Origin of the sequence: Allokutzneria sp. A3M-2-11 16 (assembly GCF_024213555.1) — a bacterium.
GTDB lineage: Bacteria > Actinomycetota > Actinomycetes > Mycobacteriales > Pseudonocardiaceae > Allokutzneria.
In genome coordinates this window covers 278026-294168 of sequence record NZ_JANAVO010000002.1, presented here as the reverse complement: position 1 = coordinate 294168, position 16143 = coordinate 278026, and the positions used below count along the sequence as shown (strand labels likewise).

13 protein-coding genes are annotated in these 16143 nt (G+C 69.0%); 10 read left to right on the top strand and 3 right to left on the bottom strand.

Annotation, left to right across the window (positions count from 1 at the left end; translation table 11 throughout):
• A partial coding sequence (locus NLX83_RS19440; protein WP_254236492.1) for a HAMP domain-containing protein occupies positions 1-1430 on the bottom strand: 1430 nt, incomplete at its 3' end.
• A 243-nt stretch (positions 1431-1673) separates the two neighbouring features.
• Here NLX83_RS19440 and NLX83_RS41910 point away from each other — a divergent pair.
• Both NLX83_RS41910 and NLX83_RS19430 read left to right on the top strand, forming a co-directional pair.
• Entirely contained in the window at positions 1674-3239 is a 1566-nt protein-coding gene (locus tag NLX83_RS41910) for a PP2C family protein-serine/threonine phosphatase (RefSeq protein WP_254236491.1), read from the top strand.
• Positions 3240-3304: 65 nt separating this feature from the next.
• The gene (locus tag NLX83_RS19430; protein ID WP_254236490.1) at positions 3305-5263 is read left to right on the top strand and encodes a phosphocholine-specific phospholipase C; all 1959 of its coding nucleotides are present in this window, start codon (positions 3305-3307) and stop codon (positions 5261-5263) included.
• Positions 5264-5536: 273 nt separating this feature from the next.
• On the opposite strand, the gene NLX83_RS19425 is transcribed toward NLX83_RS19430, so the two are convergent.
• Entirely contained in the window at positions 5537-6841 is a 1305-nt protein-coding gene (locus NLX83_RS19425) for a glycoside hydrolase family 76 protein (RefSeq protein WP_254236489.1), read from the bottom strand.
• Positions 6842-6845: 4 nt separating this feature from the next.
• Positions 6846-7589 carry a FadR/GntR family transcriptional regulator gene (locus NLX83_RS19420; RefSeq protein ID WP_254236939.1) on the bottom strand — a complete coding sequence of 248 codons (744 nt, stop codon included), beginning with the start codon at positions 7587-7589 and terminating at the stop codon, positions 6846-6848.
• Positions 7590-7736: 147 nt separating this feature from the next.
• On the opposite strand from NLX83_RS19420, the gene NLX83_RS19415 reads away from it, so the two are divergent.
• The 8 genes from NLX83_RS19415 (at position 7737) to NLX83_RS19380 (ending at position 16131) form a co-directional block, all read left to right on the top strand.
• Positions 7737-8783 (top strand): isocitrate/isopropylmalate dehydrogenase family protein, encoded by a 1047-nt coding sequence (locus NLX83_RS19415; RefSeq protein ID WP_254236488.1) that lies wholly within the window; start codon positions 7737-7739, stop codon positions 8781-8783.
• Positions 8780-10267, top strand: a complete 1488-nt coding sequence (locus NLX83_RS19410) for an ABC transporter substrate-binding protein (RefSeq protein ID WP_374118776.1) — start codon at positions 8780-8782, stop codon at positions 10265-10267. Before NLX83_RS19415 ends, NLX83_RS19410 begins: the two co-directional genes overlap by 4 nt.
• A gap of 1 nt (position 10268) precedes the next feature.
• Positions 10269-11216, top strand: a complete 948-nt coding sequence (locus tag NLX83_RS19405) for an ABC transporter permease (protein ID WP_254236487.1) — start codon at positions 10269-10271, stop codon at positions 11214-11216.
• Complete coding sequence (locus NLX83_RS19400) at positions 11213-12046, top strand: ABC transporter permease (protein WP_254236486.1); 834 nt, start codon at positions 11213-11215, stop codon at positions 12044-12046. The genes NLX83_RS19405 and NLX83_RS19400 overlap by 4 nt, the downstream gene beginning before the upstream one ends.
• A 5-nt stretch (positions 12047-12051) precedes the next feature.
• The gene (locus NLX83_RS19395; protein WP_254236937.1) at positions 12052-13005 is read left to right on the top strand and encodes an ABC transporter ATP-binding protein; all 954 of its coding nucleotides are present in this window, start codon (positions 12052-12054) and stop codon (positions 13003-13005) included.
• Positions 13006-13007: 2 nt separating this feature from the next.
• On the top strand, positions 13008-13799 hold the full coding sequence (locus tag NLX83_RS19390) for an ATP-binding cassette domain-containing protein (RefSeq protein WP_374118784.1): 792 nt from the start codon (positions 13008-13010) through the stop codon (positions 13797-13799).
• Positions 13796-15232, top strand: a complete 1437-nt coding sequence (locus NLX83_RS19385) for an aldehyde dehydrogenase family protein (RefSeq protein WP_254236485.1) — start codon at positions 13796-13798, stop codon at positions 15230-15232. The genes NLX83_RS19390 and NLX83_RS19385 overlap by 4 nt, the downstream gene beginning before the upstream one ends.
• A 131-nt stretch (positions 15233-15363) precedes the next feature.
• Positions 15364-16131 carry an SDR family NAD(P)-dependent oxidoreductase gene (locus NLX83_RS19380; protein WP_254236484.1) on the top strand — a complete coding sequence of 256 codons (768 nt, stop codon included), beginning with the start codon at positions 15364-15366 and terminating at the stop codon, positions 16129-16131.
• Positions 16132-16143: the final 12 nt, after the last annotated feature.

Sequence of the window (16143 nt, the reverse complement as noted above, 5' to 3'; positions counted from 1 at the left end):
ATGTTGCGGACCTGGGTGGTGAGGTTGCCCGCCATGAAGTTGACGTTGTCGGTGAGGTCCTTCCAGGTCCCCGCGACGCCCGGCACCTGGGCCTGACCACCGAGGCGGCCCTCGCTGCCGACCTCGCGGGCCACGCGGGTGACCTCGGAGGCGAAGGCGGAGAGCTGGTCCACCATCGTGTTCAGCGTGTTCTTCAGCTCCAGGATCTCGCCCTGGGCGTCGACGTCGATCTTCTGGCTCAGGTCGCCCTTGGCCACCGCCGTCGCCACCGAGGCGATGTTGCGGACCTGGGTGGTGAGGTTGCCCGCCATGAAGTTGACGTTGTCGGTGAGGTCCTTCCAGGTCCCCGCGACCCCCGGGACCGTGGCCTGACCGCCGAGCTTGCCCTCGGTGCCGACCTCGCGGGCCACGCGGGTGACCTCGTCGGCGAAGGCGGAGAGCTGGTCGACCATCGTGTTGATGGTGTTCTTGACTTCCAGGATCTCGCCGCGCGCCTCGACGTTGATCTTGCGGGTGAGGTCGCCGTTGGCCACCGCGGAGGCCACCGTGGCGATGTCGCGGACCTGCGCCGTCAGCGTGCCCGCCATGAAGTTGACGTTGTCGGTGAGGTCCTTCCAGGTGCCGGCGACCCCGGGCACGTCGGCCTGGCCGCCGAGCCTGCCGTCCGAGCCGATCTCCCGCGCCACCCTGGTGACCTCGCCCGCGAACGTGCGCAGCGTCCCGGTCATCGAGTTGATCGTGTCGGCCAGCGCGGCCACCTCGCCGCTGGCGTTCACCCGGATCTGCTGGCTGAGGTCGCCGTTGGCCACCGCCGAGGCCACGGTGGCGATGCTGCGCACCTGGCCGGTCAGGTTGGAGGCCATCACGTTCACCGAGTCGGTGAGGTCGCGCCACATCCCGGCCGCGCCCGGCACGTCGGCCTGGCCGCCGAGGTTGCCGTCGGTGCCGACCTCGCGCGCGACGCGGGTGACCTCGGAGGCGAACACGGCCAGCTGCCCGAGCAGCCGGTTCACCGTGATGCCCAGTTCGGCGATCTCGCCGCCGCCGCGCCGGGTGGGAATCCGCTGCGACAGGTCGCCCTCGGCCGCGGCGACGAGCACCCGGTTCAGCTCCACCGTGGGCCGCACCAGGTCGTCGACCAGCCCGTTGGCCGCGTCCACCGCGGTCGCCCAGCCGCCGCGCGCGCCGCCCTGGTCCAGCCGCGCGTCCAGCCTGCCCTGCTCGCCGACCGCCTGCCGGACCCGCAGCAGCTCGCCCGCCAGGTGCTGGTTGCGCTCGGCGATCTCGTTGAACACCTCGGCCAGGCGCGCGGACACGCCGTCCCCGGCGGGCAGCAGCCGCCTGCGGAAGTTGCCGTCGCGCAGGTCGGTCATCGCGGTGAGCAGGCGCTCCAGCGCAATAACATCTGCGGAGTTCGCTGCACTATCCATTGGTCGGCTCGCCGCCGTCCGCCGCACGGACCGCTCCTCCACGACACCTCCAGGCCGATTCGGGGTGGAAGGGGGCCCCAGGGTCCCACGTCCGCCGGACAGTGTGGACCAGCCACTCGTCCGGCCGGGGGAGATCGCCCTCGTGTACCAATCCCGGTGTCCGGTACTCGGCTAGGCTGGCCTCCGCCCTTGCCCCAAGTCTTCCCAGCCAGCAGTCACGTCAGCCGACCGAAGGCATCACAGGTGAGCAACACCGAACCGCGCGCACTGCCCGGCGGCTCGTCGGTGCAGACCGTGTCCCTGGACATGGTGCGGGCCCTGGTCTCCGACGCCGACGGCGCCGTGGTGGTCCAGGACAGTGAAGCGCGGGTGCAGATCGCCAACGAGGCGGCGATGTCGCTGTTCCCGGGCCTGGTGATCGGCAGGCGGCCGGAGCCGACGGGCAGCCCCCTGTTCACCGTCGCCACCGCGCCGGACGCGGACTTCGAGCTGACCCACCGGGGCGTGCGGCTGCGGGTGCGCCGCCGGGAGCTCGGCGGCGGCTGGCACTCCTGGCGCGTGCTGGACACCGAGCCGGGAGCGGCCGAGGAGCCCGCCGAGCCCGGCCAGGCGACCGACGCGCGCTTCCTCAACGAGGTCGGGCTGCGGCTGGCCGCGCTGCGCGATGTCCCCCATACGGCGCGAGAGATCGCCGAACTGGCGGTCCCTGTACTGGGCGACGCCGTCGTCGTGGTGCTGCCGATCCCGCGCGGCCGGGTGCGGTTCTGGCGCTCCGGGCGTCCCGATCCCGGCAAGGCGCGCAGGCCCGCGTCGAGCTCCGCGCCGGTGCTCGCCGCCGCTCTCGCCGGACACGTGCAGGGCGCGCGGGTGATGTCCTCCGAGGAGGCCGCCGCGCTGCCCTGGCTGTCCGAAATGGACGGTGAGGTGCTGGTGATCCCCCTGCCCGGCGACGGGGAGGGCATCGGCGCGCTGGTGGTCTCGGTGCGCTACGGCTACGACCGGCTGCGGCACCGCACCCTCGTCGACTTCGCCGCGCGCGCCGACCTGGCGATCGCGCGGGCGCACAAGTGGGAGGAGTACGAGCGGGCGATCACCGGCCTGCAGACCACGCTGCTCCCGCGCGAACTGCCGATGGTCCCCGGCGCGGAGCTGAGCGCGGCCTACCGCCCGGCGCGGGGCCCGCTCGGGGTGGGCGGCGACTTCTACGACGTGCGGCTGCGCGCCGACAACAGCGCGCTCTTCCTGCTCGGCGACGTGTGCGGCAACGGGCCCGAGGCCGCGGCGCTGACCGGGCGCGTCCGGCACACCATCGCCGCGCTCGACCTCGTCGAGCAGGACCCGTCGCGGTTGCTGTACCTGCTCAACGACGTGCTGCTGGCCACGCAGAGCCGCCGGTTCACCACGATGGTCGCCGGTTCGATGACCCGCTCCGGGCGGGGGCTGGCGCTGAACCTGACCTCCGGCGGGCACCCGCCGCCGCTGGTGCTGCGCCGCGACGGCGAGGTGGAGGAGATCGCGCTGCCCGGCACGCTGGTCGGCATCCTGCCGCACGCGCGGTTCCCGAACTGCCGGGTGGAGCTGGACGCGGGCGAGCTGTGCCTGCTCTACAGCGACGGCATCACCGAGGCCCGCTCCGGCCCGGACGGCGCGCACATGTTCGGCCAGCACCGGCTCACCGAGGTCCTGACGAGCTGCGTCGGCCTGTCCGCGGCGGAGGTGATCGCGCGGATCGAGCGCGCGGTCGACGAGTGGACCGGCGAGAACGACCGCGACGACGTCGCCGTCCTGGTGGTCCGCGCGGAATCCTAGTGTGGCTGCGTCTTAGTTCGGCTGCGCGCAACCTGAAGTTGGTTCACGTGCGGTAGGTATTGCGGATGCGCCCACAGTCGTTCTCCCGCCGCACCGCGTTGAAGCTCGGCGCGGCGGTCTCGCTGCTCCCGCCGTCACTCCAGGAGGCGCTGGCGAGCCCGCCCCGTCCCGGTGGCCTGCGCGCTGTCGAGCACGTCGTCTTCCTGATGCAGGAGAACAGGTCCTTCGACCACTACTACGGCTCGTTGCGCGGAGTGCGCGGGTTCGGCGACCGCAATGCGCTGGAGTTGCCGAACGGGCGCTCGGTGTTCGATCAGGGCGTGCTCCCGTTCGCGGTGCGGGATGCGGCCAATCGCAAGGACATCCAGTACATCGGCGACCTGGACCACAGTTGGGAAGGCGGCCACAAAGCGCTCAACGGCGGGTGGAACAACGGTTGGGTCGCCGCGAAAACGGCCGCCACGATGGCCTACTACGACCGCAAAGACCTGCCGTTCCACTACGAGCTGGCTGACACGTTCACGATTTGCGACGCCTACCACTGCTCCGTGCCGAGTTCCACGAGCCCGAACCGCAACTACTGGGTCAGCGGCTACACGGGCTTTGAGGCCAACGGAAAGCGCGCGATCGGCAACGACGCTTACGCCGAGGACAAACACCCCGGGTACTCGTGGATGACCTACCCGCAACGTTTAGGGGCGGCGGGACACAGTTGGCGCGTTTATCAGGAGTGGGACAACTTCCAGGACAACAACCTGGAGTTCTTCGCGGTCTTCAAGGACATCGCGCGCAAGGTGCTGCCGAAGGGCTACAGCAGTCTGACGGCGTTCTACGACGCGCTGCCCAAGCTCGCGCCCGCTGAGCAGGATGCGTTGCTGGCTCAGCTTGATTCGGGTGTGCGGGGCCTTTCGGGTTCGGAGCGGGAGCTTTACGAGCGGGCTTTGCGGCGTGTCCGGCCCAAGGGGCTCGCCGCCTCGTTCCGCGCCGATGTTCTCGCCGGGCGACTGCCGAAGGTGAGCTACCTGGTTCCGTCCTCTGTGGACTCGGAGCACCCGGGAGCCTCGTCGCCCGCGTCCAGCGCGAACCTGACCTACGACGTCCTCGATGCCCTTGCGTCCAATGTGGACGTTTGGTCGCGCACCGCGCTGTTCATCACCTACGACGAGAACGACGGGTACTTCGACCACGTCGCGCCGCCGCGACCGCCGGAGTCGGTCACCGACGAGTACTTCGACGGCAAGCCCATCGGCTTCGGCCCGCGCGTGCCGATGACGGTGGTGTCGCCGTGGACCGTTGGCGGTTTCGTGTGCTCGCAGACCTTCGACCACACCTCGATGATCCGCTTCGTCGAGCGGTGGCTCGGCGTGCGCGAGCCGAACATCAGCGCGTGGCGGCGCACCGTCTCCGGCGATCTGACCTCGGCGTTCGACTTCACCCGCACCACGCCCCGCCCGACGATCCGCCGCCCCGCCCCGGTGCCCCCGTTCACCGGTCGCTGGCGGCCCACTCCGCCCGCGTCGCAGTCGATGCCCGTGCAGGAACCGGGAACCCGGCGCGCGCGGGCCTTGCCGTACCAACCGGACGCGTTCCTGACCGGTTCGCGGCTGACGCTTCGGAACACCGGGTCTGAGAGTGTGCACCTGGCCTTGTACTCGTACGTGAAGCCGGAAGTGCGGCACTTTGATGTGCGCGGAGTGGTCGTCGACTCGATCCGGCCCGGTGATTATCGGTTCACGGTGTTGGGGCCCAACGGATTCCGCCGCGAGTTCGCTGGCGTTGCCGGTGAGCCGGTGTCTGTTTCGTCGGCAGTCTCGGCGTATGGCGTCGAGTTGGTGTTGGCGGGGGATGTGACGTTTGTCGTGCGGAGCGGGGGCAAGGAGCGTCGCGTCCGTGCCGGACGGGTTCACCTGCCGCGCGGGTCGTACGACGTGGAGGTGACCGCTGTGGGGGTTCCGGGATTCCGGCGGCGCTTGACGGGCTGCACGGAGGACGGATCGCCTTCGTGGTCCGGGGCCCAGGTCTAGCCGTCTCCTGCAAGCCTCCGCGCACACCAGGTAAACTGTGCCCATGCATCCCCGCCGCCCCCACGCCCAACGCTCCGGCGGCCGCAACCTAGGTAACCCCGTTTCGTACTCATAACGGGCAAGAGAGCGCTCCCAAATCCCGGCAAGAGTACGAAACGGGAGATCTCTAGCTACCTCAGCGTGGGATGAGGGGTTGTGTGGGTGGGCCGTTTCGTACTCTTAGCGGGTTTCTGGGGTGTCGTCGCGATCGTTGCCGACCATGTACTGAACTAGTCACGAGGTTGAGTGCGTGGTGCACACCGGTGCGGCGTCACCGATGCGCAGGCACGCGCGGAATCGGCCCCAGAATCCGCCAGGGGTCGCGGCGCCGGTGGTTACGGCGTAGCGCAGGCCATCGGTGCTCATGTACACCTGATCCCCTGGTTGAGCGCCACCGAGCTGACCGTGAAAACCGTTGGAGCACAACAGCAAGGTGACTGTGCGCCCTGAAGTGGCGGCTGAGCCCCGGTCAACGCACGACGTGGGCCGGGGAGCACGAGGGGCGGGGAAGGAAGCGCCCACGCTGACGGCGGCGTTGAGGGCGTCCTGGGCGGAGGACTGCCGAGCGGCGTCGGCGGAGTCGTGGGGGCCGGACCAGCTGAGGCCGATCTGGTTGGCGGAGTTGCGGGATCGCGTCCACAGGGACTCGGCGCTGCGTGCGATGAAGGCTCTGTAGGCAGATCGGCCGTCGGCGCGGTGCAGGTCGCGGAGGCCGCGCATGAAGATCCCCTTGAACTGCGGGCCGTCGGCGCCGCACGACGGCTCGCAGGGCTCCAGCAGGACGCGTTGGTCGACGGACAGCATGCGGGTCGCGGCGAGGGCGATGCGGTGCGCGGTGCCGAGGTACTCGCGGTCGCGGGTCAGTGACGACAGTTCCACGAGGGCTTGCAGCACAACACCTTGGTTGTATGTCCACAAAGGACCGATGTTGTTCTGGCACGCCGCATTGAGGCCGTCGTTGATGGTGTTGCCGCGGTTGAGCATTCCCGTTGCGGCGAACCAACTCCAACCTCGAACTGCCCAATCGCGGTACGACGGGTCACCGGTGACCCGGCCGAGCTTGGCGGCGATCGCGATGAACAGCTCGTTGGTGATGGCGTTCTTGTAGCGGCGGTCGCGGTTCCACCACACTCCGCCGCCGCAGGTGTCGTCCCAGGCTCCGGTGATGTCCTTGAAGATCGAGCGCGCCGTGCTGAGGTAGCGCGGATCGCGGGTCAGCTCGTAGGCGTTGATCCACGTCAGCGCCCACCAACCTTCGTCGTCGTAGTAGTGGTTGAGGAAGCCGCCCGCGGAGTGCTTCGCGTAGGTCGTCGCCGCGTGCGTGCGGCCGTTGGACGTGCCGAGCAGGCGATCGGCGTCGAGTTCGGCGTTGAGGGCGTTCGCGGCGTTCCACCAGTTGGTCGTGCGGTAGAGGCCGGTGTCGTTGTCGTAGAACTGGGTGAGCGCGGCGCTGCCACTCCGCGCCCAGGCGGGGTAGTCGGCGGCGGAGGCAGGGGTCGCTGTCGACAGCAGGAGTAATACTACCGCGAGAAGACGCATGGTTTCAGTACAGCAGGGGAAGCAGTGCCGCTCGTTCGTCTTCTGGGACGTATTCCGCGTAGTAGTCGTAGAGGCTCTGCCTAGCCAAAGTGGCCGCTCGGTCGCCGTCGCCATCGCGCACCGCGTCGAGGACGTTGGCGTGGTGTTGCAGGGAGGTCTGCATCAGCGCGCGGCTGTCGGAGGCGTGAGCGATCTTGTCCTCGATCAGGCCGACGACGACATCGCGGACGACCGCGCCGCAGATCTGGATCAGGGTGTTGCCCGTCGCTTTCGCGACCGTTTCGTGGAACGCCACGTCAGCCTGGCTGAACTCGGCGAAACCCTTGTCCAGGGCCGCGCGCATCACGTCCAGCGCGGCCTCCATCTCGGCCAGCTGCTCCGGTGTTCGCAGGCGCGCGGCGAGCTGGTTGGCCGAACCCTCCAGCAGCATGCGGAACTGCACCAGCTCGGCCAGGCTCAGCGCGGACGCCCTGGCCAGCATGGTCATCGATTTCTCAAGGGCGCCCGAGGACATCGGTTGCACCTGCGGGCCACGCGGATCGCCCGCCCTCGACCGCACCAGACCGTTGCTCTGCAACACCCGCAGCGCCTCGCGGATCGTCGAGCGGCCCACGTCGAACTGGACCATCAGCTCGCGTTCGCTGGGCAGGTGCTCACCCGGGCGCAGGCGGCCGTCGAGCACCGCGGCCTCGATCTGCTCGATCACCCGCTCGTAGGCCCGGACCGGGCTGACCGGGGCGAATCGCAGTTGTTGATCAAGGTTTGCCATTCGGCGCCTCCGTTCCCTTGACCGGCCCCTGGCGGGGTGGCAGGGTGACCCACCGCACACAGTCTACTGGTCAGACCAGTAGACCGGCTACCGCCGACCAGCCGGAACAGGGGTGCAGGCAAGCTCATGAGACTCAAGATCGCGGTGATCCCGGGCGACGGGATCGGGCCGGAGGTCGTCGCGGCCACCCTCCCGGTGCTGCACGCGGCCGCGCGGGCCGAGACAGCCGAGCTGGACGTGCTCGACCTCGACTGGGGCGGGGAACGGCACCTGCGCACCGGCTCGCCCATGCCCGAGGACGCGGCGAAGATCATCTCAGATCGGTCCGCGGTGCTCTTCGGCGCGGTCGGCCGGCCGGACGTGCCCGACCACGAGCTGGTGTGGGGGCTGATCATCGCGCTGCGGCAGCAGCTCGACCTCGCGGTGAACCTGCGGCCCGTGCGCAGCTGGGACGGCGTGCCGACCGCGCTGCGCGACGACCGCGACGTGGACCTGCTGATCGTCCGCGAGAACACCGAGGGCGAGTACGCGGGCGTCGGCGGGCGCGTGCACCGGGGCAGACCCGGCGAGCTCGGCGTGGAGGTCGCGGTGCACTCGCGGCCAGTGATCGAGCGCGCCGCGCGGCACGCTTTCCAAGCCGCGCAAGGACGTTCCGGGCGGCTCGCGTTGGTGACCAAGTCCAACGCGATGCGCTTCGGCTACACGCTGTGGGACGCCGTCGTCGAGGAGATCGCCGCGGAGTTCCCCGATGTCGAGTGCGAGCACGTGCTCGTCGACGCGATGGCCGCGCGCATGATCCAGAAGCCGCGCGGGCTCGACGTCCTGTTGTGCAGCAACCTTTTCGGCGACATCCTCTCCGACCTCGCCGCGGTTCTGGCGGGCGGCATGGGGATGGCGCCGAGCGCCAACGTCGCGCCCGGCCGGACTCCCGGCATCTACGAGCCGGTTCATGGTTCAGCGCCGGACATCGTGGGGCGCGGAGTGGCGAACCCGGTGGCGTGCATGCTTTCCGGCGCGATGCTGCTGGAGGACTCGGGCCTGCCGAAGGCCGCCGCGAGGGTGCGCGAGGCCATCGCCGAAGCCTTGCGCGACCCCGTCAACCACACCCCCGACATCGGCGGTTCGGGCACGACAGACCGGCTCGCCGAGGCAGTGCTGGGAGGTCTCGGGTGAAGCGCATCAGCCTTTTCCTGGCGGCGTTGCTCGTCGCCGGGTGCTCGGCGGGATCGACCGCGTCCGCGCCGCGCGATCCGAACGCGATCACCATCGGCTTCAGCGCGGAGCCCGCGAACTTCGACTTCACCCGCACCGACGGCACCGCGATCCCGCAGGCGTTGCTCTACAACGTCTACGAGGGACTGGTGAAGCTCGACGAGAACGGCCAGGTCAAACCGCTGCTGGCCGAGTCATGGAGGGTCAGCCCGGATCGCCTGTCCTACGAGTTCTCCTTGCGGGCCAACGCTTCCTTCAGCAATGGCAGCCCGTTCACCGCGGACAACGTGAAGTTCAGCATCGAGCGGGTCAAGACCACGTGGGGCATCTCGCAGAAGTCCAAAATGGACGTCGTGAGCCGGGTGGAGGTGCTGGCGCCGACCAAGGTGCGCGTGACCCTCAGCCGCCCCAGCAACAACTGGCTCTTCGACATGACGACGCGAGTCGGCGCGATGTTCAGCCCGGACGGAGTCGCCGACCTGCCGAACAACCCGGTCGGCACGGGGCCGTACGACGTCGCGGCGCGCAACCGGGGCTCCTCGATCACGCTGAAGGCCAATCCTCGTTACTGGGGGCCGAAACCCGCGTACGAGACGGTCTACCTGCGGTACTTCAAGGACTCCACGGCGCTGAACAACGCCTTGCTGAGCAACGGGATCGACGTGGTCAGCGCGGTCGCCGCACCGGACTCGATGCCGCAGTTCGAGAACGACACGCGCTTCAACGTCACCCAGGGCATCACCAACGGCGAGGTCGTGCTGTCCTTCAACGGCCGCAAGGCACCGCTCAACGACGTGCGGGTGCGGCGGGCGCTGACGCAGGGGATCGACCGACGAGTGCTGCTGGACACCGCGTGGGCGGGCCGGGGTGAGCTGATCGGCAGCATGGTGCCGCGCACCGACCCCTGGTACACCGACCTCACCGGGGTCAACGCGTACAACCCGGAGAACGCGAAGAAGCTGCTCGCCGAGGCGGGGCAGCAGAACCTGAACCTGCGGCTGCGCATCCCGAACCTGCCCTACGCGGTCACCTCGGCGCAGGTCGTCAAGTCGGAGCTGAACAAGATCGGCGTCGGGGTCAGCATCGAACCGCTCGACTTCCCCGCCGTGTGGCTGAAATCGGTGTTCACCGAGCACGACTTCGACATGTCGATCATCCAGCACGTGGAGCCGCGCGACATCACCACCTTCGGCAACACCAAGTACTACTGGGGCTACGACAGCCCGAAGGTGCGCCGGCTGCTCGCCGAGGGCGACCGGGGCAGCCCGGAACAGCAGGTGACCGCGATGCGCGAAGTGGCTGCCACCCTGGCCGACGACGCCGCCGCGTGCTGGTTGTTCCTGTTCCCCAACCTGATCGCGGCGAAGAAGAAGGTGGGCGGGTTGCCGCTGAACCAGATCAGCGAGGCGTTCGACCTGACCATCCTCCGGCGAGCGGGGAGCTGACATGACCGTGCAGATCCTGCGCCGCGCGCTGATCTTCGTGGTGAGCGCGCTGGTCGCCTCCGTCGCCGTCTTCGGGCTGCTGGCCGTGCTGCCGGGCGATCCGGCCCAGGTCGCGCTCGGCGTGAGCGCCACCCCGGAGCTGCTGGCCAAGACCCGGCAGGAGTTCGGCATCGACCGTCCACTCGCGACGCAGTACTTCGAGTGGATCGGTGGAGTGTTCTCCGGCGATTTCGGCAACTCCTACGTCACCCGCGAACCCATTGGGCCGCAGCTGGTCGACCGCCTCGGCGTGACGATGTGGCTGGTGGGCGCGGGAATGCTCGTGGCACTGCTGATCGCGTTGCCCGCAGGGGTCTTCGCGGCCGTCCGGCACCGTCGCGCCAGCGGCTCGGTGATCTCCGGGTTGAGCCAGCTCGGCGTCGCGGTGCCGGGTTTCGTCGCGGCGATCATCCTGGTGCAGGTCTTCGCGGTGCAGCTGCGCTGGTTGCCCGCCGGTGGCTGGACACCGCCGATCGTCGACCCGCTGGACTTCCTCAGTGGACTGTTGCTCCCGGCGCTCTCGCTCGGCCTGGTCCAGGGCGCGGTGCTCACCCGGTACGTCCGGTCCTCGGTGATCGACGTGCTCCGCGAGGACTACCTGAGAACCGCGCGCGCCAAGGGTTTGACGCCGTACCGGGCGCTCCTGCGGCACGGGTTGCGCAACGCGTCGGTGCCGGTGGTGACCGTTCTGGGCTTGCAGCTCGCGACCCTGCTGATCGGCGCGGTGGTGATCGAGCGGGTCTTCGTGATCCCGGGCCTCGGCAGCATGTTGCTCGACGCGGTCAGCAACCGGGATCTGTTGACAGTGCAGGGAATCGTGCTCGTTCTCGTGCTGGCGGTGCTGTTGGTGAACTTCGTGGTGGACGTGCTCTACACCGTGCTCAACCCGCGTTTGAGGCAGGCGTCATGACTCTTGCGGTGAGGCGTTCGAGCAGTCCGAGTCTGTGGGTGGGACTGGGACTCGTCGGCTTGGTCGTGGTCACGGCGCTCGCGTCGTTCTTGTGGACGCCGCACGATCCGACCCTGGTCGATGCCGCACAGCGACTGCGCGGGCCCGGCACCGACTACGTGTTCGGCACGGACAAGTTCGGCCGCGATCTGTTCAGCCAGGTCATGGTCGGCGCGCGGACCACGTTGTTCGTCGGCGTGGTCGCGGTCGGTGTTGCCGCGCTGATCGGCACTCCGCTCGGGGTTTTCGCGGCCATGGCGCCGAAGTGGCTCGGCGAGTTCGTGATGCGGGTCAACGACCTCGTGCTCGCGTTCCCCGCTCTGCTGCTGGCGATCGTGTTCGGCGCGGTCTTCGGCGCTGACACCCTGACCGCGATGATCGCGATCGGCATCGCCAGCGTCCCGTCGTTCGCGCGCATCGCACGCAGCGGCGCGCTCGGCGTGATGAGCACCGAATACGTCCTCGCCGCGCGGTCGGCCGGGCGGTCGAGGACGGCCATCGCGGTGCGGCACGTGCTGCCGAACATCGCCGGACTGGTGATCGTCCAGTCCTCGGTGTCGTTCGCGATCGCGGTGCTGTCCGAGGCGGCGCTGTCGTTCCTCGGGTTCGGCACCAGACCGCCGACACCGTCGTGGGGGCGGATGTTGCAGGAGTCGCAGGAGCTTCTCGCGGTGGAACCCCGGCTGGCGCTGGTGCCCGGTGTCGCGATCGCGATCGCGGTGCTCGGGTTCAACCTGCTCGGAGACGGGCTCCGGGACCGCTACGACCCCAGGCTGGAGGTGCGCCGGTGAGTGCCCTGACAGTGGACTCGCTTGAACTCAGCGTTGCGGGAATCCCTTTGGTGACAGGGGTTTCCTTCACCGTGGGTGCGGGGGAGCGGGTCGGGCTGATCGGGGAGTCCGGCTCCGGCAAGTCGCTGACCGCGACGGCCGTGATGGGCCTGCTGCCCGATGAGGTCGACGCGGCCGGATCGGTCCGGCTGTCCGATGTGGACCACGATCTCGTCGGTGCCACGGAGAAGCAGCTCGCACGGGTTCGCGGCCGCAGGATGGCGATGGTCTTCCAGGAGCCGATGTCCGCGCTGAACCCTTCGATGCGCGTGGGTGATCAGGTCGCCGAGATCATGCTCATCCACGGCACCAGGCCCGACAAGGCGACTGCGCGTGCGGCGGCGGTGGAACTCCTCGGCCAGGTGCGGTTGCCCGAGCCCGCCGAGACCGCGCGTGCCTACCCGCACCAGCTCTCCGGCGGGCAGCGGCAGCGGGTGATGCTGGCCATCGCCCTCGCCAACGACCCCGCCGTGCTCATCTGCGACGAGCCGACCACCGCGCTCGACGTGACGGTGCAGGCGCGGATGCTGGAGCTGATCCGGACCGCGACCGAGGAACGCGGGACCGCACTGCTGTTCATCACCCACGACCTGGCCGTGGTCGCGCAGACCTGTGAACGCGTGCTGGTGATGTACGGCGGTCGGCTGGTGGAGACCGGTTCGGTCAAGGAAGTTTTCACCGCGCCGAAACATCCTTATACGCGAGGGCTTCTCGATGCCTCCGACCTGGAGGCGGTCGACGAGCACGGGCGGTTGCGCACCATTCCCGGAGCTGTTCCCGGAGCGGGGGAGTTCCCCGGCGGGTGCGTGTTCCGCAATCGCTGCACGGACGCGACCGGCGACTGCGCCGAAGCCCCGGTTCTGTCCGAAGTGGACGATCGTGGGTTCGCCTGCTGGAACCCCGTCGGAGGTCCCGCGTGAACGTGATCGAAGTGCGTGACCTGCATCGGGTCTACCGCCGCCCGCGAACCTCGCTCACCGTGCCGGGGACCCGGGTCGAAGCGCTGCGCGGGGTGTCCTTCGACCTGCCGCGCCAGGCCCGGTTCGGCGTGGTCGGCGAGTCCGGCTCGGGCAAGTCCACGCTGATCCGCCTGCTGGCCGCGCTGGACAAGCCCACCTCGGGAACGATCAGTTTCCAGGGCAAGGACATCACAGGGCTCCCGGAGCGGCGGCTCAAGTTCCTCCGGCGTGAGCTCCAGGTCGTGTTCCAGGACCCGATGGGATCGCTCGACCCGCGCATGCGCGTCCGCGACATCATCTGTGAACCCCTTGTCGCGCAAGGGCATTCCGATCCTGCTGGGCGGCTGAAGGAGTTGCTAGACGCCGTCGGACTGCCGCAGCAGTCGGCGGATCGGTTCCCGCACCAGTTCTCCGGTGGCCAGCGCCAACGCATCTCCATCGCCCGCGCCCTGGCGCCGAACCCGAGCGTCCTGGTCGCGGACGAGCCCGTCAGCGCGCTCGACGTCTCGGTGCGTGCCCAGATCCTCAACCTGCTCGCGGACCTGGTGGAGCGGTTCTCGTTGACGCTCGTGTTCGTCTCGCACGACTTGTCGGTGGTTCGGCACGTCTGCGACACCGTCGCGGTGATGCGCTCCGGCGAGATCGTGGAGATGGGCGCGGCTGAGGAGATTTACGAGTCGCCCCAACACTCGTACACGCGAGAGCTGATCGCCGCCGTGCCCACGTTGCGAACAGCCATGCGGAGGTTTGCGTGAAATTCTTCGAGGGACTACCGATTGGAGCCGGATGGGTCCCGGCCGAACGCACCGAGACGATCCGCTTCCCTTACGACGGAAGCGAAGTGGCGCAAGCCCCCGTTGGCACGCCCGCGCAGGCACATGCCGCGATCGACCACGCTGTCGCCGTCGCGCCGAAGATCGCCGCGCTGTCGTCGCGTGTGCGCCGTTCGGTGTTGCTGCGCGTGCACGCAGCGGTCTTGGAACGGCAGACGGAGTTCGAGAACCTGCTGGTCTTGGAGACTGGCAAACCGCTGGTGGACTGCAAGGTCGAGGTCGCCAGGACGTTGGTCACCCTTTCCGCCGCGGCCGAGGAAGTCGCGCGGCTGCACGGGGAGACGGTGCCGCTGGACCTGCTCCCGTCCGGGGATGGGCTGATCGGTTTCTGGACGCGTAAGCCGATCGGTGTCGTCGTCGGGATCGCCGGGTTCAACTACCCGCTGCTCCTTGCCACTCACAAGATCGCGCCCGCCATCGCCGCTGGCTGTCCAATCGTGTGCAAGCCCGCGCCGCAGACACCGCTGGCCACGTTGTGGTTGCTGCACCTGGTTCGCGAGGCCGCTGAAGCGGAGGGTGCTCCTGCCGAGATCGCGCAGCTCGTCACCGGTGACGCCTCGGTTGGTTCTGCTCTGGTCACCGATCCGCGCATCGGAGCGGTGTCGTTCACTGGCTCGGCCGCTGTCGGACATCGCATCGCACGGGATGCAGCGCCTCGAAAAACGTTGCTGGAGTTGGGTTCCAACGCGGCCTTGGTGGTCGCCGAAGACGCCGATCTGGACGCGGCGGCGGATGCCGTGCTGCGCGGCGGGTTCTACGCGTCGGGCCAGGCGTGCATCTCCGTGCAGCGACTGATCGTCGTGGAATCCGTTGCCCCGCAGCTGGTTTCGCGTGTGCTCGACCGCCTTGGTGAAGTCGTTGTCGGTGATCCGCGAGAGGAGAAGACGCGAGTGTCCGCGCTCATCGACTCGAAGTCCACGCAACGGGTACTGGAGTGGATCTCGGCAGCGCAGGAGGCGGGTGCGCGCGTCCTGGCTGGCGGGTTCGAAGTGGACGGTGTGATCCAACCGACCGTGCTCGCCGATGTGCCGGACGGAGCTTCGTGTTGGGACGAGGAGATCTTCGGGCCTGTCGTGTGCCTGCGCACCGTGTCTTCTGTGGACGAAGCACTCGATGTGGTCAACGCGTCCCGCTACGGACTGCACGCCAGTGTGTTCACGCGTTCACTAAAGACCGCGTTCGACGCCGTCGAGCGGTTGCAGGTGGGCGGGGTCGTGGTGAACGAGGTCCCGGGCTTCCGCTCGGACGTGATGCCCTACGGCGGGGTCAAGGACTCCGGCACGGGACGGGAAGGACCGCGGTTCGCGATCGAGGAACTGACCGTGACCAGAATGGCCGTAATCCGCCCCGCATGACGATCAAGCCGACCCCGAACATGAATGCCGCGATTGGTGCGTTGAATGCCCTGAACGAGTCATTGAGGGCCCTCAAGTACCTGAATGACTCATTCAGGGAATAAGCCTGCGTCGTGATGGAGGTGGCGAACGTGGACTATTCGAGGCTGTTCCGCCTGGACGGCAAGCGGGTCGTCGTGGTCGGTGCCGGTAGTGGCATCGGCAGGGAGTCGGCGCGCGCTCTGGCCGCCCAAGGCGCCGAGGTCGTCTGCGGGGACCGCGACCTCGCCGCCGCGACCGAGACCGCCGAGCTGATCGGGGATGCGCGCCCGTACCGGCTCGACGTGCTCGACGCGGACGCGGTCGACGCCGCCGCGGACGACCTCGGCGAGGTGGACGGCCTGGTGCTGACCGCGGCGACGAACGTGCGCAAGCGCCTGCTGGACTACACGCGCGAGGACTTCGACAAGGTGATGTCGTTGAACCTGCGCGCCTCCTTCGACGTGTTCCGGGCCTTCGGCGGGCCGATGACCAGGCGTGGCCGGGGCTCGATCATCGGCTTCTCCTCGATCCGCGCGAGCACGGTCGAACCCGGGCAGGGCGTGTACGCGGCGACCAAGGCGGGGCTCGTGCAGCTGGTCCGCACCGCGGCCGCGGAGTTCGGCCCGGCCGGTGTGCGGGTGAACGCGATCGCCCCCGGCGTGGTGGAGACGCCGCTGACCGCGCAGATCAAGGCCAGCCCGGAGTGGTATCGGGCCTATGCTGCGAAGGGCGCGCTCGGCCGGTGGGCGCTGCCGCAGGAGCTGGCGGGCGCGGTGGTCTACCTCGCGTCGGACGCCTCCAGTTTCGTCACCGGTTCGGTCCTTGCCGTGGACGGCGGGTGGACGGCGGTCGACGGCCGCTTCGACCCGCCGAACTAGAAGGGAGTGCGC